The 23,463-nt window shown below is 69.8% G+C and carries 22 protein-coding genes and 1 pseudogene; 12 read left to right on the forward strand and 11 right to left on the reverse strand.

Annotated features, from left to right (window positions below; translation table 11 throughout):
* Positions 1 to 5 precede the first annotated feature (5 nt).
* Complete coding sequence (locus tag ACZ5IK_RS25765; protein WP_465490008.1) at positions 6 to 1,358, reverse strand: MFS transporter; 1,353 nt, start codon at positions 1,356 to 1,358, stop codon at positions 6 to 8.
* Between the two features lie 191 nt (positions 1,359 to 1,549).
* Here ACZ5IK_RS25765 and fabG point away from each other — a divergent pair, with 191 nt between their 5' ends.
* Both fabG and fabI read left to right on the forward strand, forming a co-directional pair.
* Entirely contained in the window at positions 1,550 to 2,254 is a 705-nt protein-coding gene (gene fabG / locus ACZ5IK_RS25770) for a 3-oxoacyl-ACP reductase FabG (protein ID WP_465490009.1), read from the forward strand.
* Between the two features lie 49 nt (positions 2,255 to 2,303).
* A complete protein-coding gene (fabI, locus tag ACZ5IK_RS25775; RefSeq protein ID WP_465490010.1) occupies positions 2,304 to 3,071 on the forward strand; it encodes an enoyl-ACP reductase FabI in 768 nt (255 codons plus the stop codon).
* 71 nt (positions 3,072 to 3,142) lie between these two features.
* Here fabI and ACZ5IK_RS25780 read toward each other — a convergent pair whose 3' ends face one another.
* From ACZ5IK_RS25780 to ACZ5IK_RS25790, 3 genes are all read right to left on the reverse strand, one after another.
* Positions 3,143 to 3,547 (reverse strand): nuclear transport factor 2 family protein, encoded by a 405-nt coding sequence (locus tag ACZ5IK_RS25780; RefSeq protein ID WP_465490011.1) that lies wholly within the window; start codon positions 3,545 to 3,547, stop codon positions 3,143 to 3,145.
* 9 nt (positions 3,548 to 3,556) lie between these two features.
* Positions 3,557 to 4,738 carry a Cmx/CmrA family chloramphenicol efflux MFS transporter gene (locus ACZ5IK_RS25785; protein WP_465490012.1) on the reverse strand — a complete coding sequence of 394 codons (1,182 nt, stop codon included), beginning with the start codon at positions 4,736 to 4,738 and terminating at the stop codon, positions 3,557 to 3,559.
* A gap of 70 nt (positions 4,739 to 4,808) precedes the next feature.
* The gene (locus tag ACZ5IK_RS25790; protein WP_465490013.1) at positions 4,809 to 5,393 is read right to left on the reverse strand and encodes a TetR/AcrR family transcriptional regulator; all 585 of its coding nucleotides are present in this window, start codon (positions 5,391 to 5,393) and stop codon (positions 4,809 to 4,811) included.
* A gap of 85 nt (positions 5,394 to 5,478) precedes the next feature.
* Between ACZ5IK_RS25790 and ACZ5IK_RS25795 the strand changes: the two genes are divergently transcribed.
* Positions 5,479 to 6,525 carry a ferrochelatase gene (locus ACZ5IK_RS25795; RefSeq protein WP_465490014.1) on the forward strand — a complete coding sequence of 349 codons (1,047 nt, stop codon included), beginning with the start codon at positions 5,479 to 5,481 and terminating at the stop codon, positions 6,523 to 6,525.
* Between the two features lie 283 nt (positions 6,526 to 6,808).
* On the opposite strand, the gene ACZ5IK_RS25800 is transcribed toward ACZ5IK_RS25795, so the two are convergent.
* Positions 6,809 to 7,381, reverse strand: coding sequence for a TetR/AcrR family transcriptional regulator (locus tag ACZ5IK_RS25800; protein WP_465490015.1), 573 nt, complete (start codon positions 7,379 to 7,381; stop codon positions 6,809 to 6,811).
* Positions 7,382 to 7,468: 87 nt separating this feature from the next.
* Between ACZ5IK_RS25800 and ACZ5IK_RS25805 the strand changes: the two genes are divergently transcribed.
* Together ACZ5IK_RS25805 and ACZ5IK_RS25810 are read left to right on the forward strand one after the other, a co-directional pair.
* Positions 7,469 to 8,365 carry an alpha/beta fold hydrolase gene (locus ACZ5IK_RS25805; protein WP_465490016.1) on the forward strand — a complete coding sequence of 299 codons (897 nt, stop codon included), beginning with the start codon at positions 7,469 to 7,471 and terminating at the stop codon, positions 8,363 to 8,365.
* Entirely contained in the window at positions 8,362 to 9,012 is a 651-nt protein-coding gene (locus ACZ5IK_RS25810) for a VC0807 family protein (RefSeq protein WP_465490017.1), read from the forward strand. The genes ACZ5IK_RS25805 and ACZ5IK_RS25810 overlap by 4 nt, the downstream gene beginning before the upstream one ends.
* Here the strand turns inward: ACZ5IK_RS25810 and ACZ5IK_RS25815 are convergent.
* The 3 genes and pseudogenes from ACZ5IK_RS25815 to ACZ5IK_RS25825 all read right to left on the reverse strand — a co-directional run bounded on the left by ACZ5IK_RS25815 (position 8,963) and on the right by ACZ5IK_RS25825 (position 11,305).
* On the reverse strand, positions 8,963 to 9,760 hold the full coding sequence (locus tag ACZ5IK_RS25815; RefSeq protein WP_465490018.1) for a hypothetical protein: 798 nt from the start codon (positions 9,758 to 9,760) through the stop codon (positions 8,963 to 8,965). The genes ACZ5IK_RS25810 and ACZ5IK_RS25815 overlap by 50 nt on opposite strands.
* A gap of 616 nt (positions 9,761 to 10,376) precedes the next feature.
* Positions 10,377 to 10,886, reverse strand: a pseudogene (locus ACZ5IK_RS25820) (LuxR C-terminal-related transcriptional regulator); the annotation flags it as partial.
* A complete protein-coding gene (locus ACZ5IK_RS25825; RefSeq protein WP_465490019.1) occupies positions 10,853 to 11,305 on the reverse strand; it encodes a hypothetical protein in 453 nt (150 codons plus the stop codon). The gene ACZ5IK_RS25825 and the pseudogene ACZ5IK_RS25820, both read right to left, overlap by 34 nt.
* A 175-nt stretch (positions 11,306 to 11,480) precedes the next feature.
* Between ACZ5IK_RS25825 and ACZ5IK_RS25830 the strand changes: the two genes are divergently transcribed.
* Complete coding sequence (locus ACZ5IK_RS25830) at positions 11,481 to 12,878, forward strand: sigma 54-interacting transcriptional regulator (protein WP_465490020.1); 1,398 nt, start codon at positions 11,481 to 11,483, stop codon at positions 12,876 to 12,878.
* Positions 12,875 to 14,833 carry a vWA domain-containing protein gene (locus ACZ5IK_RS25835; protein WP_465490021.1) on the forward strand — a complete coding sequence of 653 codons (1,959 nt, stop codon included), beginning with the start codon at positions 12,875 to 12,877 and terminating at the stop codon, positions 14,831 to 14,833. The genes ACZ5IK_RS25830 and ACZ5IK_RS25835 overlap by 4 nt, the downstream gene beginning before the upstream one ends.
* 1 nt (position 14,834) lies before the next feature.
* On the opposite strand, the gene ACZ5IK_RS25840 is transcribed toward ACZ5IK_RS25835, so the two are convergent.
* On the reverse strand, positions 14,835 to 16,148 hold the full coding sequence (locus ACZ5IK_RS25840; protein ID WP_465490022.1) for a cytochrome P450: 1,314 nt from the start codon (positions 16,146 to 16,148) through the stop codon (positions 14,835 to 14,837).
* 49 nt (positions 16,149 to 16,197) lie between these two features.
* Between ACZ5IK_RS25840 and ACZ5IK_RS25845 the strand changes: the two genes are divergently transcribed.
* Both ACZ5IK_RS25845 and mshC read left to right on the forward strand, forming a co-directional pair.
* A complete protein-coding gene (locus ACZ5IK_RS25845; protein WP_465490023.1) occupies positions 16,198 to 16,956 on the forward strand; it encodes a MerR family transcriptional regulator in 759 nt (252 codons plus the stop codon).
* Positions 16,957 to 17,036: 80 nt separating this feature from the next.
* Positions 17,037 to 18,275: a cysteine--1-D-myo-inosityl 2-amino-2-deoxy-alpha-D-glucopyranoside ligase gene (mshC, locus tag ACZ5IK_RS25850; RefSeq protein WP_465490024.1), complete on the forward strand. Its 1,239-nt coding sequence runs from the start codon at positions 17,037 to 17,039 to the stop codon at positions 18,273 to 18,275.
* A gap of 72 nt (positions 18,276 to 18,347) precedes the next feature.
* Here mshC and ACZ5IK_RS25855 read toward each other — a convergent pair whose 3' ends face one another.
* Positions 18,348 to 19,955 carry an ABC-F family ATP-binding cassette domain-containing protein gene (locus ACZ5IK_RS25855; protein WP_465490025.1) on the reverse strand — a complete coding sequence of 536 codons (1,608 nt, stop codon included), beginning with the start codon at positions 19,953 to 19,955 and terminating at the stop codon, positions 18,348 to 18,350.
* A 149-nt stretch (positions 19,956 to 20,104) separates the two neighbouring features.
* A complete protein-coding gene (locus ACZ5IK_RS25860) occupies positions 20,105 to 20,584 on the reverse strand; it encodes a MarR family winged helix-turn-helix transcriptional regulator (RefSeq protein ID WP_465490026.1) in 480 nt (159 codons plus the stop codon).
* A 153-nt stretch (positions 20,585 to 20,737) separates the two neighbouring features.
* On the opposite strand from ACZ5IK_RS25860, the gene ACZ5IK_RS25865 reads away from it, so the two are divergent.
* Genes ACZ5IK_RS25865 through ACZ5IK_RS25875 form a run of 3 tightly spaced genes read left to right on the forward strand, consistent with a single transcriptional unit; the run spans position 20,738 to position 23,391 of the window.
* The gene (locus ACZ5IK_RS25865) at positions 20,738 to 21,316 is read left to right on the forward strand and encodes an ArsR/SmtB family transcription factor (RefSeq protein ID WP_465490027.1); all 579 of its coding nucleotides are present in this window, start codon (positions 20,738 to 20,740) and stop codon (positions 21,314 to 21,316) included.
* Complete coding sequence (locus ACZ5IK_RS25870; RefSeq protein WP_465490028.1) at positions 21,313 to 22,551, forward strand: MFS transporter; 1,239 nt, start codon at positions 21,313 to 21,315, stop codon at positions 22,549 to 22,551. Before ACZ5IK_RS25865 ends, ACZ5IK_RS25870 begins: the two co-directional genes overlap by 4 nt.
* Before the next feature lie 15 nt (positions 22,552 to 22,566).
* On the forward strand, positions 22,567 to 23,391 hold the full coding sequence (locus tag ACZ5IK_RS25875; protein WP_465490029.1) for a metallophosphoesterase family protein: 825 nt from the start codon (positions 22,567 to 22,569) through the stop codon (positions 23,389 to 23,391).
* The last annotated feature ends 72 nt before the right edge of the window (positions 23,392 to 23,463 follow it).

Here is a 23,463-nt window from a genome sequence, read left to right on the forward strand (position 1 = left end):
TCCGCCTAGCCTTCTCGGCCGGAAACCAGCTCGGGCTCCGGCTTCTTTTCGAGCTCCGAGGTCTTCGAGGTTTCCCGCATTGTGCCGTAGACGATGAGCGACACCAGGACACAGCCCGCGACGTAGAAGAAGAACACCGATTCGTGGCCCGCCCCCTTCAACGCCTGCGCGATGAGCTCGGCGGTGCCGCCGAAGATCGCCACGGTGAGCGCGTAGGGGAGGCCGACACCGATCGCGCGGATCTTCGTCGGGAACAGCTCGGCCTTCACGATCGCGTTGATCGAGGTGTACCCGGTGACGATCACCAGTCCGGCGAGCATCAGCAGGAAGGCGAGCACCGGCTCCTTGGTCCCGCCCATCAGCGTCATGATCGGGACGGTCAGCAGCGTGCCCGCGATGCCGAAGAACATCAGCAACGGACGGCGGCCGATGCGGTCGGAGAGCTTGCCGGCGAACGGCTGCAGGATCGCGGCGACGAGGATCGCGCAGAACAGGATCAGCGTGACCGTCCGGCGGGGGATGCCCGCGGTGTTCTCCATGAACTTCTGGCTGTAGGTGGCGAAGGTGTAGAAGGAGACCGTGCCGCCGAGGGTGAGGCCGACGACGAGGGCGATCTCCTTGGGGTACTTGATCAGCGCGCGCAGCGTGCCCTTGTCACCTGCGTCCTTGCCGGTGCCGGACGCCTTGGCCGCCTCGAAGCTGGCCGACTCGTCCATCCCGCGGCGCAGGAACATCACCACGACCGCGGCCAGCGCGCCGACGACGAACGCGATCCGCCAGCCCCACGAGGTCAGCTGCTGCTCGGTGAGGACGGCCTGCAGCAGCAGCTGGAGGCCGAGCGCCAGCAACTGGCCGCCGTACAGCGTCACGTACTGGAAGCTGGAGTAGAACCCGCGTTTGCCGGGAGTGGCCACTTCGGACAGATAGGTCGCGGAGGTCGAATACTCGCCGCCGACCGAGAGCCCCTGGATGAGCCGGGCGACCAGCAGCAGGATCGGCGCGGCGATGCCGATCGTGGCGTAGGTCGGGGTCAGCGCGATCATCAGCGACCCGGCCGCCATCAACGTGACGGAAAGCACGAGTGCGCTTCGTCGCCCGAACCGGTCGGCGAACCGGCCCAGCATCCACCCGCCGAGCGGCCGCATGAGGAATCCGACGGCGAACACCGCCGCGGTGCCGAGGAAGGCCGCCGTCGTGTCCTTGGTGGGGAAGAAGGACTTCGCGAAGTACGTGGTGAAGGCGGCGTAGGCGTACCAGTCGTACCACTCGACCAGGTTGCCGATCGAGCCGCGCAGCACGTTGCCGACGACTCGCCTCTCGCTTACGGGCGGCGACGTTTCACCGATCCGGGTTGTCATCTTTGACCTCCTGTGTTCCGGCTCACGGTGAACAATCCGTGACGACGGAGCAAGGTTTCGGCCCGGTTCCTAACATCCGCTTAGGACGGTCGCGGTTACCCGGAGGTAGGGGTGGCGCGGCTCCGGCCGGTCCCGGGTGAGCCGATAACCTCAGGGCGTCAGCGGGACGAAGACGAGGCGAGGAGAGCTCTGTGGCACGGTCGGTACTGGTCACCGGCGGCAACCGCGGCATCGGTTTGGCGATCGCGAAGGACCTCGCGGCGCAGGGACACAAGGTCGCGATCACGCACCGCGGTTCCGGCGCGCCCGAAGGCCTCTTCGGGGTGCAGGCCGACGTCACCGACGCCGAGCAGATCGACGCCGCCTTCAAGCTCGTCGAGGAGCACCAGGGTCCGGTCGAGGTCCTCGTCGCCAACGCGGGCATGACCGACGACACCCTGCTCATGCGCATGAGCGAGGAGCAGTTCACCCGCGTGGTGGACGCCAACCTCACCGGCGCGTACCGGGTCGCCAAGCGCGCCTCCCGCGGCATGCTGCGCGGGAAGTGGGGCCGCTACATCTTCATCTCGTCCGTCGTCGGCCTCACCGGGTCGGCGGGTCAGGTCAACTACGCGGCGAGCAAGGCCGGTCTCGTCGGTCTCGCCCGTTCTCTCGCGCGTGAGCTGGGCTCGCGCAACATCACCTCGAACGTCATCGCCCCCGGGTTCGTCGCCACGGACATGACCGACGAGCTCGGCGAGGACCGCAAGAAGGAGATCCTCGCCCAGGTTCCCTCCGGCCGGTACGCCGAGCCGTCGGAGATCGCCGCCGCCGTCCGCTACCTCGCCTCCGAAGAGGCCGGTTACGTCAACGGCGCGGTGCTGCCGGTCGACGGCGGCCTCGGCATGGGCCACTGACGTCCCCCGTTTTCCCTTACCGACCGCATCATCCCGGACTGGAGGTCCCGTGCCAGGACTGCTCGAAGGCAAGCGCCTGCTGATCACCGGCGTCATCACCGACGCCTCGCTCGCGTTCCACGCGGCCAAGATCGCGCAGCAGGAGGGCGCGAAGGTCGTGCTCACCGGCTTCGGCAGGCTGTCGCTCGTCGAGCGCATCGCCAAGCGTCTCCCCGAGGAGGCGCCGGTGCTGGAGCTGGACGTCACCAACCAGGAGCACCTCGACTCGCTCGCCGACCGGGTCCGTGAGCACGTCGACGGGCTCGACGGCGTGCTGCACTCCATCGGGTTCGCCCCGCAGTCCTGCCTGGGCGCGCCGTTCCTCGACGCCCCCAGCGAGGACGTGAAGGTGGCCGTCGACGTCTCGGCGTACTCCTTCAAGTCCCTCGCCGTGGCGACGCTTCCGCTGCTTTCGCGCGGTTCGTCTATCGTCGGCATGGACTTCGACGCCCGTGTCGCGTGGCCCGCCTACAACTGGATGGGCGTGGCGAAGGCGGCGCTGGAGTCGGTCAACCGGTACCTGGCCCGCGACCTGGGCCCGCAGGGCATCCGGGTCAACCTGGTCAGCGCCGGCCCGATGAAGACCATGGCCGCGAAGTCGATCCCCGGGTTCTCCGACCTGGAGAACGGCTGGGGCGACCGCGCCCCGCTCGGCTGGGACAGCTCCGACCCGGACCCGACCGCGAAGTCGGTCTGCGCCCTGCTGTCGGACTGGCTGCCCGCGACCACCGGCTCGATGATCATGGTCGACGGTGGTCTGCACGCGACCGGCTTCTGAGGTCTTTTCGCGCGTGAAGGCCCCCTTCCCTCGGCTCAGCCGAGGGAAGGGGGCCTTCACGCGCATCAGGGTCAGGGGAGGACGGCGTTGGCCACGTGCCAGGAGTCCTCGAGAAGCAGGTACTTGGTGATCCGGCCGTCGTCGTCCACCTCGAACTGGATGGTGAACGGCGAGTCGATGACCTTGCCGGTGCTGCGGATGGTCGAGCGCAGGCGGCCGATCGCGACCGCGTGCGGTCCGTCGACGAGTACGCGCTCGACGTCGAACCGGTCCTTGATCAGGCCCTTGTCGAGCAGGTCGTAGAACTCGCGGATCTCCGCCGGGTTCCGGCGCGGGCCGATCCACGGGACCAGCTTGGTCGCGCCGGGGATGTCCCACGCGACGGTGTCGGCGAAGAGTTCCGAAGCGCCGTCGGTGTCCCCTGTGGACATCCGGCGGAAGAATTCGTCCAAAGTGGATCGTGTTCGGTCGGTCATGATTTCTCCTTACTGGGTAACGGGTTCGCGGAGCATTCGGGTGTCGTCGGTGCGCTGGACACCGGCGGCGAAGGTGAGCGTGAGCACCGTGGCGACTCCGAGCCCGACACTCACCCACGCGACACTGGGATATCCGAGACCGGCGTCGATCGACTCGCCACCGAGCCACGGGCCGACGGTGTTGCCGACGTTGAACGCGGCTGTCGTGCTCGCGCCGACGAGGGTGGGTGCGTTGCCCGCCACGGCGAAGGCGCGGACGTTCAAAGCGGGGTTGACCCCGAAGCCCGCGACGCCGAACAGGAAGACGGCGAAGATCGCGACCGGGGTCGCCGGGCCGGAGAGCGCGAGCAGGACCAGGGCGAGCAGGGCGAGGGCGAGGCCTCCGTAGAGGGTGGCGAAAGGCCTCGCGTCGGCGAGCCGCCCGCCGACGGTGATGCCGATTAGCGCGCCGAGTCCGAACAGGGACAGCACTCCCGGCACCCAGCTTTCCGGCAGTCCGGCGACCTCGGTCAGCAGGGGCGCGAGGTAGCTGAAGGTCGCGAAGATCATCGCCTGGGCGAAGGCGATCACGCCGAGCGCCAGCCAGAACCGGCCGCCGCGGTAGAGACGGAGCTCGGTCGCGACGTCGGTTTTGTCGTTCCCGTTCTGGGTTTCCGGGACGAGGGCGAAGACGCCGATCAACGCGACGACGGTCAGCGCCGTGACCGCCCAGAAGGCCGCCCGCCAGCCCGCGTGCTGGCCGAGGAAGGTCCCGGCGGGCACGCCGGCGATGTTCGCGATGGTGAGCCCGCCGACCAGGATGGCCAGCGCGCGGCCACGGCGTTCCACCGGGACCAGCGCGACCGCGGTGGCCGCCGCGACCGCCCAGAACCCGGCGCAGGCGACGGCGCTGACGACCCGGGTCGCGAAGAGCAGGGCGTATCCCGTGCCCAGCGCGCCGACGACGTGGGAGAGCCCGAAGACGACGAGCAGGGTCATCAGGGTGGCGCGCCTCGGCACCCTCAAGGTCGCGATCGCCAGCAGGGGAGCGCCGACGACCATGCCGATCGCGAAGGCGGAGATGAGCAGCCCGGCCTCCGGGATGCCGACGTTCAGATCGGCCGCCATCCCCGGCAGCAGGCCGGTGATCATGAACTCGGACGTGCCGAGCGCGAACACGCTCAGTCCGAGTACGCAGACTGCCAAAGGCACGGGTCTTCCCTCCAGTTTTGTATTGATCAGTCCAAAATGTGGGCAGCGTTGCGCACGGGGCTTGATTCGGTTACTTCGCGGCGATCGCGTCCAGTGCGATGCCCGCGACCGCTTCCATCGCCGTCCGGTCGGCGCCGCGCCGGGACATCAGCCGGAGCCCGGCCACGGTGCTGTGCGCGAACTCGGCGAGGTCTTCCGGCTCGCGGGAGCCGTCGACGGTCCCGTCAAGCTGTCCTTCCCTGGCGCAGGCCGCGAGAAGGGCGAGGTGTCGTTTGGTGTCGGCGTCGATCCGCGCTTTGACCTCCGGATCGCGGTCGCCGAATTCGGCCACGGTGTTGACGACGAGGCAGCCCCGGCCGTGGTGGGCGACTTCCTCCTCGATCGTGTACGAGAACAGCGAACGGAACCGCTCGACGCTGGTCTTGGCGTCCTCCAGTAGTGCCGTCCTGGCCACGATCCCGCGCTCCGCATAGTGATCGAGCGCGCGCATGAACAGTTCGTGCTTGCTGCTGAAGGTGTTGTAGATGCTGCTGCGGCCCAGGCCGGTGGCTTCGCAGAGGGCCTGGGTCGACGTGCCCTCGTAGCCGCGAACCCAGAACGCGTCCATGGCGCGCCCGATCGCGGCGCGCTCGTCGAATTCCTTCGGCCTGGCCATGGGAACGACCGTACCAGGTTTTGGATCGCTCAGTTCAAAACGGGCCGGGTCAGCGTGTGTGGCGCCACAGCGGCAAGATGACAGGGTGGGTTATGACGCGCTGCTTTGGCTTTCGTTCGGTGGTCCCGAGGGGCCTGACGAAGTAATGCCGTTCTTGGAGAACGTCACGCGGGGCCGAGGGGTCCCGAGGGAACGGCTGCTCGAGGTCTCCGAGCACTATCAGCACTTCGGCGGGGTTTCGCCGATCAACCGCCTGAACCGGGACGCGATCTCCGCGGTGGAGAAGCAACTCGCCGTGGCCGGGATCGACCTGCCCGTCCACTTCGGCAACCGCAACTGGCGGCCGATGGTCGAGGAGACCCTCGCCGAGATCACCAAGGCGGGCGCTCAGCGCGTCCTGGTGTTCCCCACGAGCGCGTACGGCGGCTATTCCGCCTGCCGTCAGTACGACGAGGACATCGAGCGCGCCCGCGCGTCGGTCGGCGACGGTGCGCCGGAACTGGTGAAGCTGCGGCAGTTCTTCGACCACCCGCTGTTCATCGCCGCCTTCGCCGACGCCGTTCGCGCCGCGCACGCGAAGCTGGGGAACCTGCCCGGAACCAGGACGGTCTTCTGCGCCCACTCGGTGCCGGACTCGGCCGACGCCGCGTCCGGGCCGCCCTCGGAGGGTGGCCACCGCTACTCGCGCCAGATCGCCGAGGCCGCCCGTCTCGTCGCGGCCGAGGCGGGCATCGAGACCTACGACGTCGTCTGGCAGTCGCGCTCCGGCCCGCCGCAGGTACCGTGGCTGGAGCCGGACATCGTCGACCACATCGACGCGTTGCACGCGGACGGCGTCACTTCGGTGGTGGTCTGCCCGGTGGGCTTCGTGTCCGACCACCTCGAAGTGATCTGGGACCTCGACAACGAGGCCGCCGAACGGGCCGCCGAACACGGCATGGGCTTCGCGCGGGCAGCGACTCCGGACACCGATCCGCGCTTCGCTGAGCTGGTCGTCGAGCTGGTCCGTGAGCACACGGAGGGGGCTCCGGCGCGGAAGTTGTCGCCGTTCCCGGCCGCCGGGTGCACGGTGAACGGCGCGCCCTGCGCCGTGGGCTGCTGCGAGCCTGCGAAGCGCCCCGCACGTCCGTAGTCACTCACGAGGCGATGCTCAAGGAACTGCCGGAGAACTCGCCGCACTGGAGGGTGAGGCCGGGATTCGGTCCGCCGATCATGTCCTCCGCCCGTCCCTTGATCTCGTACTGGACCTTGCCCGCGAGTTCGCGCGGAGATTCCCCGCGGTCGGCCGCCGAGGTGGGTGCCGGGCTCGGTACGGGTTCCGTACTGGCTTCGTCGTATCGCGGCCCGCAGGCGCTGAGCAGGGCGATCGACGCGGCGGCGAGGGCCGGTGCGGCGGCGGTTCATCGGGCTTTCCTTCACGTGGCGGTGATCCGTGACAGGTGCAGGTCGATCAGGGCGATGGCCTCTTCGCCGGTCTGGTAGCCCAGCAACACCGCGTCTCCCAGTCCGGACACCAGGGCCAGGAGCGAGACGGCCTCGGCGGGCGGGTCCACAGTGGACACGAGAGCACCGTCGTCCCGTGCGGCTGAGAGCATGGCCGCCACCGCGTCGCGGAGCTGGCCGTGGCCGGTCCGGAAGTGGCCGGCGATCTCCGGGTCCTTGAGCGCGCGCACCAGGAAGGCGTTGGCCACCAGCGCGTCGTTCCGGGCGGCGTCGTCGAGGGGGAGTAGCGCGACGAGCAGATCCCGGACGCCGGGTTCGCCGGCCGAGGCGATGCGCTCCTCGACTCCGCCTCGCAAGGTCGTCGCCGCGTAGCGCAGCATGTCGTCCCTCGACGCGAAGTAGTGCTGGACGAACCCCTTCGAGATGCCGGCTTCGGCCGCGACCTCGTTCAGGCTGACCGCTTCGAGTCCCCGGTCGGCCGCGATGCGGCGGACGGCCGCGGCGATCTGCCGCCGCCGTTCCTCGTGATCGACTCGTTTGGGCAACCCTGCCTCCTTTGCAGTCCGATCGGATTGCAAACTTGTCACCAACTGCTTTACAATCCGATCGTACCGTAACGAGGAGGGGTGCGAATGAAGGTGGGCGGTTTTTCCACGCCGGAGGCGCGAGCCGAGTACGAGGCCGTCTACGAACGAGGTCTGGCGGCTTTGCCCGCGCCGGCCGGGATCCACGACGTCCCGACGGCGTTCGGGGTGGCGCGGGTGTACCGGTTCGGGCGGCCGGGCGGTACGCCGATCGTGCTGCTGCCCGGGCGCGCGGGTACCGCGGTGATGTGGGCACCCAACCTCGAGGCGCTGCTCCGGCACGGCGAGGTGTACGCCGTGGACCTCATCGGCGAGCCCGGGCGCAGCGAACAGACGGTTCCCATCCGCGACGGCGCGGATCAAGCCACCTGGCTCGGGACGGTGCTCGCGGAACTCGATCTGACGGCCGTGCACCTGATGGGGTACTCGTTCGGTGGCTGGCTCGCGGCCAACTTCGCCGCGCGGGCGCCGGAACGGCTGAAGTCGGTCACGCTCATCGATCCCGTACTGACGTTCGGCGGACTGACCGTGGGATTGGTCGTCCGTGCCACGCTTTCCGCGGTCCCCGTCGTCGACCGATGGGCCCGCCCGTCGTTCCTCCGGTGGATCTCCGGGGGCGCGGAGGTCGACGCCACGGATCCGGTCGCGCGGGTGATCGACGAGGGAATGCGGACCTACCGCATCGCCCTGCCGTTGCCCCGGTTGATCACCGACGATCAGTTGCGTTCGCTGCGGATGCCCGTGCTGGCCCTGGTGGCCGGGCGCAGCGTCATCCACCACCCCGCGCGTGCGGCCGCGCGCGCCCGGGACCTGCTGCCGCGGGGAGAGGTCGAACTGTGGCCGTCGGCGACCCATGCCATCGCGGGCGAAGCGGCGGCGGAGGTCAATGCGCGAGTGCTGGCTTTCCTGGCCGACTGCGAAGCCATCGGAAACGCGCCGTCGTGACCGCGCGTGGTGGCCGGAATCCGACGCTCGCGCTCCTGCTCTGGGATGTCGCGCTGCCCTTAGCCGCCTACTACGGGCTTCGACTCGCCGGACAGAGCGAGCAGGTCTCGCTGCTGGCGGGGGCCGCGATCGCCGCTTTCCGGATCGTCTGGGTCGCTGTCCGGGACCGCTCGTTCGACGGCTTCGCCGCGTTGCTGGCCGGAGTCCTCGGCGTCGGGCTCGTTCTTTCGCTATTCACCGGTGACGCGAGATTCTTGTTGCTGAAAGAGTCCTTCGGTACCGCGACCGCGGGGATCGTGCTGCTGGTGAGCTGTTTCAGCCACACCCCGATGGTGCTCATCGCCGTGCGTGCCGGGTCGAGCGTGGCCAAACGCGCCGAGATCGACCGGCTCGCCGGCGAGGTGCCGGGCTTCCGCCGCGCGTTCACCCGGATGTCCGCGGTGTGGGGAGTGGCCCTGCTCCTGGAGGCCGTGGTGCGGGTGCCGCTGGTCTACACCTTGTCGGCCGACGTGATGAACGGCCTCAGCGTGGTCCTGCTCATCGCCGTCATCGGCGGGCTCTCGCTGTGGTCCGTCCGATATGCCGGGAAAGTGCTGGCTACGGGTGGCGGTCCGCCTGGTCCGCGAACACCCGCACCGCTTCGTTGATCGCCGCGTACCGGGCACCCCTGACGGCATCGGTCAGCGGCCGCAACGCCTCGGCCCGTCGCAGCGCCGCCGACGCCGACAGCGCGCCGCCCGGGTCGTCGGACTCGGCGATCGCGAGGATCGCCGCGATCTCCTCCGCCCGCTGCAGGACCCGCAGCGACCGGCTGGGCATCCCGGCAGGCCAGGGCGCGTCGGTGGCCGACCGCAGCCGCGCCGAGAGTTCCGCCCGCACCCCCGGCCGGTCGCGGGCGACGTCGAGTGACTGCAGTGCGCCGGCGCTCGCGCGGATCGCGTCGGTCAGGCCGTGTTCCGACTCGCCGAGCGGCCGGTACTCGAGGACACCCGGCGTCGGCACCGAGTAGACGGTCCACCGCATCAAACCCTCGGCGATCGCCTCGGGGACGAGCCCGTAGCCGAGATCCGGCAGGACGACGGCCTCGCCGGTCCGCAGCGCGGCCTCGGTGAACGGACCGCCACCGCCGAGGCCGCGGACGTCGCCGGGCACCGGGAGGAGCAGGTGGAGGCTCTTCGCGCCCTGCGAGCGCAGGGCGAGGAGCAGCTGGACCGGAGTCGCCGCGCGGTTGAACGCCAGCGGCAGGTCGAACGCCTCGGCGGCCGCGGCATCCGCGGCGACGAAGTCGTGGGCTTCGCCCCAGACCTGAAGGGCGTCAAGGACGTCGTCGGAGGCGGCGGCTCCGTTCAGCCACGCCGAAGACCAGACCGCGAGGGTCGCACTAGGACGGCACACCGCGTTGATTTTAGTCGTGCTTTCTACGAAACCGGGAAATGGGCACGTTATCGAGGGGTGAAGCAGAGGTGTCGTGCACGGGCGCGGGTCTGGTGGCCCGCCGTAGCGCCATCGCGCCGGTCTGCGCGTGGGGTCGTGAGTGGCGGTTCTGGTGGACATGTATCTGCTTCCCTGCTGGACCCTGATGTGGGCGAGTGGGGAAGATTTGGGACGTTCAACGTCCGGAATCTTCCCCACTCGGCTGCCGGTCGTGAGATGAGCACTGGCACGGTCTTGATCAACGGAGGATCGGGGACGTTGAGTGTCCCCGATCCTCCGTTGATCAAGCTCCGAGACCGGACCTGCCCATCGACGATGAAGGAATCGGGACACTCAACGTCCCAATTCCTTCATCGTCAACACCCGGGACACGCGTGAGCCGCCACCCCGTTGCGGTCAGGTGGCCCTGTGAACCGAGTGTGGAGAATTCGGGACGTTGAACGTCCCGAATCCTCCACGCTCGAACTTGCCGCGGTGAGATTCCGGTGTCATCGAGCTCCGAGACCGGAGCGACCCCCTCGACTCCCGCACCTCACCTTCGCCCTGGTCACGCGTAAGTAGGCAAATACCGGTCCGCTCAATGACCCTTGGGTTTCAGCAGCCCCAGGTGGAAGGCCTCCGCCACCGCGGCGGCCCGGTCGCCGACGCCCAGCTTTCCGTAGATGTTCAGTAAATGGGACTTCATGGTCGCTTCGGTGATGAACAACCCCGCCGCGGCCTCCCGGTTGGTGTTCCCGGCCGCCACCAGCCGCAGCACCTCCAGTTCCCGCTCGCTGAGCGGCCCCGGCGCGGGCGTGCGCATCCGGTCCATCAGCGTGGCCGCGACCGACGGCGCGAGCACGGCCTCGCCCCGGGTGGCCGCGCGGACGGCTCGGAGCAGCTCGTCGCGGGGCGCGTCCTTGAGCAGGTAGCCCGTCGCACCGGCTTCGATGGCGGGAAGCACGTGCGTGTCGGCGTCGTAGGTGGTCAGGACGAGTACCCGCGCCGGGTTTCCCCTCGCGGCCAGCTCGCCGATCGCAGTGAGGCCGTCCGTCCCCGGCATCCGCAGATCCATCAGGACGACGTCCGGGCGCACGCTCTCGGCGAGCCGTGCACGGCGGTTTCGCTCAACACCCCGGTGATCGTGGACTTGTCCACGCCGTGGGCCTGCGCGGTCCCGGCCACCACCGCCACCGCGGTGACACCGGGCACCAGCCGAGGCCACGGCAGGAGCCGGAACGCGTACACGTACAGCACGGGCGTGAAGCAACCGAACCAGGGCGCTTCGATCACGAGGACCAGCGTGATCGCGGTCAGCACGCCGAGGAAGACGGCCGTCACCGACAGGCGTGAGCGCCACGACCGGGGTGCGGCCAGCATGCCCAGCATCCATCCGGCGGCGACCCCGCACAGGACGAGCTCTTTCACCAGGGGTCCGTCGGCCACGAACGTGAAAGCGGTGAGGATCGCCAGGAGCACGAACGACAGCACCGTCACCACCGGACCTGTCTCCGGCTCGACGCTCATCCACCACCTCCTTCGTCAGCGTGCGGCCGATCGCCGGGCACGGGTCCAGTCTGGTGCGCGGCCGCCCGCTCCCGCATCAACCGACCTCTTGAGGTTCCCTCCACCGTTCGGTTGATCCAGAGCTGGAGTTGGTTCACGTCGACAGGGGCCATGATCGCGACGTAGCGTCGAACGGGTGAACGATGTTCCCGCAACTCTGCCCCGGACCGCCGGGGACCTTCGCGCGGCCGGCCACCTGCCGCGTTCGATCAAACAAGAACTGCACGACAACCTGCTCGCCAAGCTCCGTGCCGGGGAAGACCCGTGGCCCGGGATCGTCGGTTTCTCGCGCACCGTGCTGCCCCAGCTGGAACGCGCGCTGCTGGCCGGGCACGACGTCGTCCTCCTCGGTGAACGCGGCCAGGGCAAGACCCGGCTGCTGCGCACGCTCGCGGGACTCCTCGACGAGTGGACACCCGTCATCGAGGGCGCCGAACTGGCCGAGCACCCGCTCGACCCGATCACCCCGGGATCGCGCCGCCGCGCGGCCGAACTCGGCGACGCCCTGCCGGTGACCTGGCGCCACCGCGACGAGCGCTACACGGAAAAGCTGGCCACGCCGGACACTTCGGTCGGTGACCTGATCGGCGACGTCGACCCGGTGAAGGTCGCCGAAGGCCGCAGCCTCGGTGACCCCGAGACCATCCACTTCGGACTCGTCCCGCGCGCCCACCGCGGCATCGTGGCGATCAACGAGCTGCCCGACCTCGCCGAGCGCATCCAGGTCGCGCTGCTGAACGTGATGGAGGAACGCGACATCCAGGTTCGCGGGTACACCCTGCGCCTGCCGCTGGACGTGCTGCTGGTGTCGACGGCCAACCCGGAGGACTACACCAACCGCGGCCGCATCATCACCCCGCTCAAGGACCGGTTCGGCGCGGAGATCCGGACGCACTACCCGCTCGACGTCGAGTCCGAGATCGCGGTCGTGCGGCAGGAGGCGCATCTGGTCGCCGAGGTCGGCGAGCCGCTGCTGGAGGTGCTCGCCCGGTTCGTGCGGAACCTGCGCGAATCGCCCGCCATCGACCAGCGGTCCGGTGTCTCGGCCCGGTTCGCCGTCGCGGCGGCGGAAACCGTGGGCGCGGCGGCACTGCGCCGGTCCGCGCTCACCGGTGAGGAGCCCGCCGTGGCGCGGCCGGTCGACCTCGACGCGGTGCCCGCGGTGCTGCGCGGCAAGCTCGAATTCGAGCCGGGGGAGGAGGGACGCGAGACCGAGCACCTCGTGCACCTGCTGCGCCGGGCGGTCGCGGAGACGGCCCGCTCCCGGTTCGCCGGGCTGGACCTCGTGCCGCTGGCCGACGCCGTCGAGAACGGGCACCTGGTGGCCACCGGGGAACGTGTGCCCGGCAAGGACGTCCTCGCCGCCCTGCCCGAACTGCCGGTACTCCACGACGTCGCCGCGCGGGCGGGCGTCGGCCCGGACGAACCGGCGGGGCGGATCGCGGCCGCTGTCGAACTGGCGCTGGAATCCCTGTTCCTGTCGAGGAAGCTCGCCAAGGACTCCGACGACACGACGACCGTCTACGGCCGATGAGCACCGTCCCGGAGGGGTATTCGTACGGGCCGTGGCACGACGGCCCGGATCCGCTGGCGCCGCCCGCCGATCTGCGGGACGCGCTCGACGAGATCGGCCGGGACGTCATGGCCGGCGCCTCGCCCCGGTCCGCGCTGGAAGAACTGTTGCGGCGCGGCACCCCGCGCACCGCCGGGCTGGACGAGCTGACCAGGCGGCTCTGGCAGCGCCGCTCGGAGATCCAGCGGCGGCACCGGCTGGACGGCACGCTCCAGGAGGTCCAGCGGCTGCTGGACGAGGCGCTGGAGGCCGAGCGGCGCGAGCTGTTCCCCGACCCGGACGACGACGCCCGTTTCCGCGAGGCGCAGCTGGACGCGCTTCCGCCGGGAACGGCGGCGGCCGTCCGCGAACTCGGGCAGTACGACTGGCGCTCCCGGCATGGCCGGGAGAACTACGAGAAGATCCGCGACCTGCTCGGGCGTGAGCTGCTGGATTCCCGCTTCGAGGGAATGAAGGAAGCACTCCAGAACGCCGGGCCGGAGGACGTCGAGCGCGCCAACCGGATGCTCGCCGACCTCAACGGCCTGCTGGCCGCGCACGCGCAAGGGCGTGAGGACGTGCCCGAGCGGTTCGCGGAGTTCATGCGTGAGCACGGCGAGTTCTTCCCGGAGAACCCGAAGAACGTCGAGGAACTGATCGACGTCCTCGCCGCTCGCGCCGCGGCCGCGCAGCGGATGCTCAACTCGATGACGCCGGAGCAGCGTGCCGAGCTGGCCGAACTGTCACAGCAGGCGTTCGGCGATCCCCGCCTCGCGCAACAGCTGTCCACTTTGGATTCCCAGCTGAAAGCGCTGCGGCCGGGAGAGGACTGGACGTCGTCGGAACGGTTCCGGGGCGACGATCCACTCGGTCTCGGCGAGGGCGCCCGGGCGATGTCCGATCTCGCCGAGTTGGACGCGCTGGCCGAACAGCTCGGCCAGTCCTACCCCGGCGCGAGGCTGGAGGACATCGACGTCGACGCCCTCGAACGGCAGCTCGGACCGGACGCCGGTGTCGACGCGCGGCGGCTGTCCGAACTGGAACGCGAGCTCCGGCGGCAAGGACTCTTCGAACGCGCGCCCGACGGCACGCTCCGGCTGTCTCCCAAGGCTTTACGACGGCTGGGGGAGACGGCGCTCGCCGACGTCGTGGCCGCGCTGCGCGGCAAGGCGGGTCAACGGGAGACCGAGTCCGCCGGAGCCGCGGGCGAGCCGACCGGCGCGACCAGGCCGTGGCGGTTCGGGGACATGCAGCCGTGGGACGTCTCCAGGACGGTCCGCAACGCGGTCCTGCGCTCGGTTTCGGTGGGCGGGCGGTCCGTCCGGATGGACGTCTCCGACGTCGAGGTGATCGAGACCGAGCACCGGTCGCGCGCGGCGGTGGCGCTGCTCGTGGACACCTCGTGGTCGATGGTGCAGGAGGGCCGCTGGCTGCCGATGAAGCGGACGGCGCTCGCGCTGCACCAGCTGATCAGCACCCGGTTCCGCAACGACGCGCTCCAGCTGATCACCTTCGGCCGCTACGCCACGTCGGTCGAACTGGCCGAGCTGGTCGGCCTGGAAGGCGCCTGGGAGCAGGGCACCAACGCCCATCACGCCCTGTTGCTCGCCGGACGGCACCTGCGGCGGCATCCCGACGCGCAGCCGGTGGTCCTGATGGTCACCGACGGCGAGCCGACGGCACACCTGGAACCCGACGGAACGGCGGAATTCGACTACCCGCCTCAGCCGAGGACACTGCTCAAGACACTGTCCGAAGTGGACCGGATGGCGAAGCTGGGCGCGTCGGTCACGGTGTTCCGGCTGGGGGACGATCCGCGGTTGACGGAGTTCGTCGACCTCATCGCGCGCCGCTCGGGCGGCCGGGTCGTCGCTCCCGACCTCGACGGGCTCGGCGCCGCGGTGGTCGGCGACTACCTGCGGACCAGGAAGCGGTAGCTCAGCGGCCGGTCACCTTGATCCTGGCGCCCCGCGCCGGTTCCAGGGTGATCGGCCGCGACCGGACCCGCTCCGGGCGCGCGTGTTCCGGGGCGACGGTGAACCGGCCGAACAGCTCCCGCAGCACGATCGTGGCCTCCATCAGGGAGAACCCCGCGCCGAGACACCGCCGCGCGCCGCCGCCGAACGGCAGCCAGCTACCGGCGGGCGGCGGGCCCTCGAGGAACCGCTGCGGCCGGAAGACCTTCGCGTCGGGATGGTGGTCGTCCTCGCCGTGGACGACGATGATCGACGGCATGACGTCGAACCCGGCCGGGATCCGGTAGCCGCCGATCTCGACGTCCTCGGTCAGCCGCCGGACAACCTCGCCGACCACCGGGCGCAGCCGCATCGCCTCCTTGATCACCGCTTCGAGCGCCTTCTCGTCACCGTCGTCCGCCGCGCGCGTGGTGAACGCGGCCTGCCCGGGATCACGGGAAAGCTCGTGCAGCGCCCAGGCGAGCGCTGTCGCGGTGGTCTCGTGCCCGGCGAGCAACAGGGTGACCAGCTGGTCGCGGAGTTCCACGTCGGTCAGCTCGTCCCCGTCACCGGGCACCGTGATGAGCCGCGACAGGACGTCGGTGCGCTGGTCGAGGTCGGTGGCCCGGCGCCGTTCGGAGATCTCGGCGTAGAGCAGTTCGTCGACGCGGGCCTGACGTTCGGCGTACGTGCGCCACGGCCGGTAGCGCCGCAGACGCGGGTTTTGCCACCCGAGCAGCTGGACCAGGTCGAGCTCCACCAGATGCCCGATCAGGCGCCGGAGCTCGTCGAGCCGCGGCCCTTCGGCGACGCCGAACACCACCCGAAGGATGATCTCCATGGTCAGCGCGCGCATCCGGTCGTGCGCGCCGAACGCCCGGTTCTCCGGCCAGCGGTCGAGTTCGGCCCTGGTCAGCCCGGTGATCATGTCGCGGTAGCCGCGCAGCGCCGCGCCGTTGAACGCGGGCATCAGCAGTTTCCGCGCGCGCAGATGCCGGTCCTCGTCGGTGACCAGGATGGAATGCTCGCCCATCAACGGTTTCAGGACGATGTTGCCCTCACCCGCGTGGAAGGTGGTGACCGGTCCGGAGAACACGGTCTTGATGTCCTCGAGATCGGTGAGCATGACGATGTCCCGGTGCGGCGCGAACTTCATCCGGACGACGGATCCGTAGCGGCGGCTGAGCAGTGGGAGCACGCGGTGCCGCAGATTGCCGACGACGAGCGTCTGGACGAGGGCGGGCAGCGGGGGCCCGGGCGGAAGTGCGGGCGGCACGGTGGTTCCAGCTCTCCCCATCCTTCGTTTTTACGCGCTGTCCGGGATGGAGTCCACCTACGCTGGGCCGATGGGGTATCCGGTGGGAAAGGTCGCGGCGCTGTCCGGGATCACCGTGCGCACGCTGCACCACTACGACGAGATCGGCCTGCTGTCACCGAGCGGGCGGACGGCGGGTGGCTACCGCAGCTACAGCGAAGACGACCTCGATCGCTTGCAGCGAGTCCTGTTCTACCGCGAACTCGGGTTCGGGCTGGAAACGATCGCGAAGGTCATCGAAGACCCGGACGTGGACGCGCTGGAGCACCTGCGGCGTCAGCGGACGCTGCTCGTGGAGCGGATCGGTGAGCTGACGCGGATGGTCGACTCCGTCGATCGGGTGATCGCGGCCAAGCAGGTCGGAGGCGCGCTGACACCCGAGGAGCGGTTCGAGGTCTTCGGCGAGTACCGCGAACCGGAGGGGTACGCGGAGGAGGCCGTCCGCCGGTGGGGCGAGACCCCGCAATGGCGGGCGGCGGCCGTGCCACTGTCCAAGGAGGAGTGGATCGAGGCGGAGAAAGTCCGGCAGGACTGGGTGGGCCGTCTGCTCGACGTCGTCGACTCCGGCGCGTCCGCGGACAGTGCCGCGGCGATGGACCTCGCCGAGGAGCACCGCCTGATGCTGGCCGCGTTCATGGGCGAGTGCGGTCACGCGCTGCACCGCGAGATCGCCGGGATGTACGCGACCGACCCGGTCCAGCTCGGCTTCCTGGTCCGTGAGCCGGACCAGCGGCCGGGCCTCGGGGAGTACATCCGGGACGCGATCCACTCCAACGCCGACCGGTCCTGAAGGGGCGAGTTCGGTTACTCCGGCCGTGTCCGGCTCCCACCGGACGGGAACGGCGCGGCGGCTCCGCTTACAGTCGGGGTATGCAGACTTGGTCATCGGTCGACGTGCCCCGTATCCCCGGCACCCCCCGTCCGCTGCGGCTCCACGACACCGCGACGGGGCAGATCCGCCCCACGGCGCCCGGGTCCACCGCCCGGATGTACGTCTGCGGCATCACGCCGTACGACGCCACCCATCTGGGGCACGCCGCCACGTATCTGACATTCGACCTGGTGAACCGCCTGTGGCGCGACGCCGGGCACGACGTCCACTACGTGCAGAACGTCACGGACATCGACGAGCCCCTGCTGGAGCGGGCCGAGCGCGACAAGGACGACTGGGTCGTCCTCGGCATGCGCGAGACGGCGTTGTTCCGCGAGGACATGACCGCGCTGCGGGTGCTCCCGCCGCGGCAGTTCGTCGGCGCCGTGGAGAGCATCCCGGAGATCGTCGAGGTCATCGCCAAGCTGCTGGCGAACGGCAGCGCCTACCGCGCCGACGACGCGGAGTACCCGGACATCTACTTCGACCACAACGCGACCGGGCACTTCGGTTCCGAGTCGAACTACGACGCCGAGACCATGGCGAAGTTCTTCGCCGAACGCGGCGGCGACCCGGACCGGCCGGGCAAGCAGCACCCGCTCGACGCGCTGCTGTGGCGGATGGCGCGGCCGGGCGAGCCGTCGTGGGAGTCCGAACTGGGCGCGGGACGGCCGGGCTGGCACATCGAGTGCAGCGCGATCGCGGTCAACCGGCTCGGCCTCGGCTTCGACGTCCAGGGCGGCGGCTCGGACCTGATCTTCCCGCACCACGAGTACAGCGCCGCACACGCGGAGGCCGTCGCGGGGGACCGGCCGTTCGCGCGGCACTACGTGCACGCCGGGATGATCGGCCTCGACGGCGAGAAGATGTCGAAGTCGCGCGGGAACCTCGTGTTCGTGTCCCGGCTGCGTGCCGACAAGGTCGACCCGGGCATCATCCGGCTCGCGCTGTTCGCCGGCCACTACCGCGAGGACCGGCCGTGGACCGCTCAGTTGCACGCGGACGCCGCCGACCGTCTCGGGCGCTGGCGCGACGCCGTCTCGCTCGCCACCGGCCCGGCCGCCGAGGACACCGTCGCGCGCCTGCGCGACCACCTCACCGACGACCTCGACACGCCGAAGGCGCTCGCGGCCGTCGACGCCTGGGTGGAGCAGGCGCTGAACCGTTCGGGCGCCGACCCGGCGGCGCCCGGGCTGATCCGGAACGCCGTTGACGCGCTGCTCGGCATCGAGCTCTGAGAAACGTCATGAAAGGGGCTTTCAGGACAAAATTCGTCCTGAAAGCCCCTTTCATGACACCCGTATAACGCCCTACACGGCGACGCGACCGGCTTCCAGCCGAAGGTGGTCACCCGCCCAGTCCCGCCGCAGCCACCGGTCATGGGAAGCGATGACGACGGCACCGGGCGCGGATTCGAGCGCGGCGAACAACTCCTCGGCCAAGGTGAGCGAGATGTGGTTCGTCGGCTCGTCCAGCAGGAGCACCTCCGGCGGATCGGCGATCAGCAATGCCAGCGCAAGCCGCCGCCGTTGCCCGACCGACAGCGCGCCGACCCTGGTCCCGAGATCACGCGGAGCCAGCAGGCCGAGGCCGCGCAACGGTGGAGCGCCCTCGCCGAGAGCTTCTGCGTAGGTCCGCTGGGCGGTCTTCTCCGGTTCGGCGAACGCGACATCCTGTGCCAGCATGCCGATCCGCACCCCGCGTCCGGAAAGGACGGTCCCGGAGTCCGGCGTCAGCGCGCCGGCGAGGACGGACAGCAGCGTCGACTTCCCGGCGCCGTTCCCGCCGGTGATCAGAAGCCTCGACGTCGTCGTGATGTCGAGGGTCGTCAGGCGCAGCCGCCCGGCGATCTCGAGGTCCCGTACCGAGATCGCCGTCTTGTCCTCACCGGGCTCCCCGGTCAGTCCGCCCTGGAACCGCAGGGGCGCGGGTGGTTTCCGCACCTGGTCGCGTTCCAGTTCGTCCAGCCGCAGTTGCGCGTTGCGGACCCGTCGTGAGATCTGCTTCTGCACCCTCCCGGTCTTGAAGTCGTAGAGCATCTTGGCGTTGTCGCGCTGCGGCCGGTTGTGCGCGACGTTGCGCGCGGTGACGGCCACCGATTCGCGCAGTTCCTTGAGTTCGTCCTGCTCCTCGGCGTAGCGCTGTTCCCAGCGCGCCCGCTCGGCCCGTTTCTGGTCGAGGTAGTCGGAATACGTGCCGCCATACCGGGTCGGGCCGCCCAGCGCGGGGTCGAGGTCGACGATGTCGGTGCACACCGCGTCGAGGAACACGCGATCGTGTGACGACAGCACGAGAACACCGGTCAGTGAAGCGAGATGGTGCTCCAGGAACTCCATCGCGGCGTCGTCGAGATGGTTCGTCGGCTCGTCCAGGATCAGCGTTCCCGGCCGCCGGATCAGCAGCGCGGCGAGGCCGAGTCGCGACCGCTGCCCGCCCGACAGTGTGCCCAGTTCCCGCTCCGGGTCGATCCCGGCGAGCCCGAGACCCGCGCACACCACCTCGGCCCGCCTGTCGGCGTCCCAGAGATCGTGCGCCTGGGCCCATTCGAGCGCGGTGCCGTACTCGTCGAGCACCGCCGTGTCGTCCGGGCGTTCGGTGAGCGCTTCGGTCAGTTCATCGAGTCTCGCCGACGCTTGCCGGATCTCGGCGAGCGCGTCGTCGATGACGTCGGAGAACCGCGCTGTCAGCGGGAAAGGCAACTCCTGCAAGAGGAATCCGAGGTCGTCGCCGCGCAGCACCTCGCCGGCGTCGGGTTCTCCGACCCCGGCCAGCAGCCGCAGGAGCGTGGACTTGCCGACGCCGTTCTCGCCGACCAGTCCGAGCCGCTGCCCGGCCGAAGCGGTCAGGTTCACGCCGTCGAGCACGACGCGGGCACCGTAAGAGTGGACGAGGTCCTTGGCGATCAGGGAAAGAGACATACGACATCACCGCGTTTCTTCGGACATGGCTGATCCCCGCCGGGCCTCGTCGCTTACGGGAGCAGTGCTCGACCGAAGCCGCCTCGGAACGGGGAAGGTGGGATGTCAGTTCTTCATGATGCGAAGATTCTAACGCAACCGGTGTAGCGTTAGTCAACCCCATTTTCGGGAGACCCGGATCGCAGCCGGGTGGCTTCTCGTTCGGCGAAGGCGCGCCCCTCGGCCATGACGCCGAGTAGCGCGGCGAGCTGGCGCCGGTCCAGGCGGCCGAGGCGGTCGCCGAAGAACCGGGCCATGGGGGAGTACAGGTCGGAGACCTCGCCGAGCCGGTCCGGCAGCGGGCGGATCAGGAGACGACGGCGATCGGCCGGATCCGGGACCCGTTCGACCAGGTTCCGCGCCTCCATGCGATCGAGCATCCGCGTCGCCGCGCCGGTGGTCATGCCGAGAGCCCGTGCCAGCCGGGTCGGGGAGGTCGCGGCGCCGCTGATGACCAGCTGGAGCCCGTGCAGCTCGGTGGCGCTGATCCCGAGCCGGTCCGCCATGGCCGTGTGGAACAGGACGGTGGCGCTGACGAACCGGGGGATCTCCAAAGCCGCCGCGGTGGCGAGTTCTCGCTGGTCAGGCATGCGTGTTCCCGGTGCAGTAGTTGACTTGTGCAGTTACTGAGGTGTGCAGCAGCTGCCGTGGCAAGGATATCGAGAGCGGTTTGACATCCTCGCGGCCACCTGCAACTCTGAAAGAGAACTTTCGAAAGACTTCTTTCAGATTGGATCGGGACGATGGCCGGGTTGCCGCCGCGCAAGCGGATCGAAGACGTCGAGCTGATGCGGGCGCTGGCGCATCCGCTGCGTTCGGCGCTGGTGGACCACCTGATGGCGGTCGGTCCGAGGACCGCGAGCGAGTGCGCGACGGCAGTGGGCTCGACGGCCTCGAACTGCAGCTGGCATCTGCGTCAGCTGGCCCAGCACGGCCTCGTGGAGCGTGTCGAGGGGGAGGACGGGCGAGAGCGGCCCTGGCGGGCCTGCCAGGTCGGTATCGAGTTCGGCGACGATCCGGAACTGCGCGGGGCGCAACTGGCGGTCGTGGGAACGACGGTGGCGCGGGAGAAGGAGCTGATCGAGCGGTATCTCGACGCCGCCGACCAGCTCGACAAGGAATGGCAGGACGCCTCCGGGATCAACACGTACTCGCTGCGGGTGACCGCGGCCGAGCTGGACGAGCTGGTCCGGGGGATCGACGCGCTCGTGCGGCCTTACGTCAGCACGATCCGCGAAGACGTCCCTGAGGGAGCCCTGGCCGTCCATTTGGGACTGCGGGCCTTCCCGCGCATCGACGCCGAGGGGAAACCGAGCGCATGAAACCGTTGAGAGAACCCGCCTTCGCGCGGTTGTGGACCGCCGCCTTCTTCTCCGAGACCGCCGAGTGGATGCTGCAGATCGCGTTGCCGGTGTTCGTCTTCCAGGCGACCGGTTCCGCGGCCACCACGGCGTTGAGCATCGTGCTCGGCCTGCTGCCCGCGGTCCTGCTCAGCCCGATCGCCGGGGTGATCGCGGACCGCTGGAACCGGCGGCTGGTGCTGTGCGTGGTGTGCGCGGGGCAGGCGTTCGTCGCGCTGCCGCTGCTGTTCGTCGCGTCCGGCGGCCCGGTGTTCGTGATCTACGGGGTCATGGCCGCGCAGGCGGGCCTGGCTTCGCTGTTCGAGCCCGCCCGCAACGCGCTCGTGCCGGAGCTGGTCGCGCCGGACGAGCTGATCGGCGCCAACGGCCTCATGAGCATCAACGGCAGCGTCGCGCGTCTCGCCGGAGGCTGGGCGGGCGGCCTCCTGCTCGGTTTCGGTGGCCTGGGCTGGGTCGTGGTGGCCTATCTCGGCGTGCTGGTGGTCGGTTCGGCCCTGCTGGCGCGCCCGTTCCGGCGGGTCGCCGCGCCCAAGGAAGCGGGACCGCACGAGCCGGTGCTGCGAGCCTGGCTCGACGGGCTTCGCGAGATCGGCCGCGAAGGGCGACTTCGCCTCGCCGGGGTCGTCGTGGTGCTGACGTCCCTGGCACAGGGGATGTTCTTGGTGCTGTTCGTGGTCTTCGTGCTCGACATCCTCAACGGCACCGAAGGCGACGTCGGCCTGCTTCGCGGCGTGCAAGCGCTCGGCGGGCTGGCCGCGGGATTCGCCGTCGCCACCTTCGCCCGCAAGGTCGCTCCCGCCGCTCTGCTCGGCTGGGGAGGGCTCGCGCTCGGCCTGCTCTCGGCGGTGATCTGGAACCTGCCGGCGCTGACCGCGTCGCTGGGCGTCTTCATCGGACTCTTCGGGCTCGTCGGCGCCCCCGGGGTACTGGCCGGATCCGGTCTGCTCTCGCTGGTCCAGACGACAGCGTCCCCGGAGCGGTCCGGCCGCGTCCTGAGCACCATGTTCGCCGCGACGGCCGGGTTCACCGCGCTGGGCGCGCTGCTGGCGGGCGGGCTGGTGAGCGTGCTGGGCACCGGCGTCCTGCTGAACCTCCAGGCGGGCCTGCACGTTGCCTCGGCGGTGACCGTCCTGTGTGTTCCGGCGTCGGGCCGGTTACGCCGTGATGCGGTTTCGGCGGTTCCCCGGCCCGGGTGAAGCTACGGTGGTGGAGTGCCGCATCTCTTCGCCACCAGCGATCTCCACGTCACCCATGAAGGCAACGCCCCGCTCGTCGACGAGGTCGTGCCCCGGACCCCCGACGACTGGCTGCTCGTGGTCGGTGACGTCGCCGAACGCGCCGAATCCGTGATCGGGGTGCTCAAGACCTTGCGGGAACGCTTCGCGAAGGTCGTCTGGGTGCCCGGCAACCACGAACTGTGGACCACCCAGAAGGACGAATGTCAGCTGCGGGGCCAGGCGCGCTACGAGCACCTGGTCGACCGCTGCCGGGAGATCGACGTGCTCACCCCGGAGGACCCGTACCCGGTGTGGGAGCACCAGGACAAGCCGCTGACGATCGCCCCGCTGTTCGTGCTCTACGACTACAGCTGGCGCACCCCCGCGGCCGACGGGCTGCCGTTGCTGGCGGCCGTCGAGCAGGCGCGCGAGGCCGGTGTGCTGTGCACGGACGAGTTCTTCCTGCACCCCGACCCGTATCCCAGCAGGCAGGCATGGTGCGCCGACCGGGTGAAGATCAGCACGGAGCGGCTGGAGGCGATCCCGGAGGACCACGGGACGATCCTGATGTCGCACTGGCCGCTGCACCGCCACCCGACAGCGCCGCTGTACTACCCGGAGTTCGCGCTGTGGTGCGGGACGACCGAGACCGAGGACTGGCACCTGCGTTTCCGGGCGGAGGTCGCCGTCTACGGGCATCTGCACATCCCGCGGTCCACGGTGGCGGACGGGGTGCGGTTCGAGGAGGTTTCGCTCGGCTATCCGCGTGAGTGGCGGAAGCGTGCTCGGGGACCCATTCCGCTGCGGCGCATCTTCTAGCGGCCGTCGCTGAAGGTGGCGGGTCCCGGATGTCATGAAAGGGGCTTTCAAGACGAAAAACGTCCTGAAAGC

It is taken from the genome of Amycolatopsis sp. NPDC031561 (assembly GCF_055580625.1).

Coding starts and splice junctions, on each gene's coding strand:
- ACZ5IK_RS25835 (WP_465490021.1), top strand. CDS start 12,875: ATGAGCACCGTCCCGGAGGGGTATTCGTACGGGCCGTGGCACGACGGC.
- ACZ5IK_RS25865 (WP_465490027.1), top strand. CDS start 20,738: ATGGCCGGGTTGCCGCCGCGCAAGCGGATCGAAGACGTCGAGCTGATG.
- ACZ5IK_RS25765 (WP_465490008.1), bottom strand. CDS start 1,358: ATGACAACCCGGATCGGTGAAACGTCGCCGCCCGTAAGCGAGAGGCGA.
- ACZ5IK_RS25805 (WP_465490016.1), top strand. CDS start 7,469: ATGAAGGTGGGCGGTTTTTCCACGCCGGAGGCGCGAGCCGAGTACGAG.
- ACZ5IK_RS25825 (WP_465490019.1), bottom strand. CDS start 11,305: ATGAGCGTCGAGCCGGAGACAGGTCCGGTGGTGACGGTGCTGTCGTTC.
- ACZ5IK_RS25840 (WP_465490022.1), bottom strand. CDS start 16,148: ATGGGGAGAGCTGGAACCACCGTGCCGCCCGCACTTCCGCCCGGGCCC.
- mshC (WP_465490024.1), top strand. CDS start 17,037: ATGCAGACTTGGTCATCGGTCGACGTGCCCCGTATCCCCGGCACCCCC.
- ACZ5IK_RS25870 (WP_465490028.1), top strand. CDS start 21,313: ATGAAACCGTTGAGAGAACCCGCCTTCGCGCGGTTGTGGACCGCCGCC.
- ACZ5IK_RS25780 (WP_465490011.1), bottom strand. CDS start 3,547: ATGACCGACCGAACACGATCCACTTTGGACGAATTCTTCCGCCGGATG.
- ACZ5IK_RS25860 (WP_465490026.1), bottom strand. CDS start 20,584: ATGCCTGACCAGCGAGAACTCGCCACCGCGGCGGCTTTGGAGATCCCC.
- ACZ5IK_RS25790 (WP_465490013.1), bottom strand. CDS start 5,393: ATGGCCAGGCCGAAGGAATTCGACGAGCGCGCCGCGATCGGGCGCGCC.
- ACZ5IK_RS25855 (WP_465490025.1), bottom strand. CDS start 19,955: ATGTCTCTTTCCCTGATCGCCAAGGACCTCGTCCACTCTTACGGTGCC.
- ACZ5IK_RS25845 (WP_465490023.1), top strand. CDS start 16,198: ATGGGGTATCCGGTGGGAAAGGTCGCGGCGCTGTCCGGGATCACCGTG.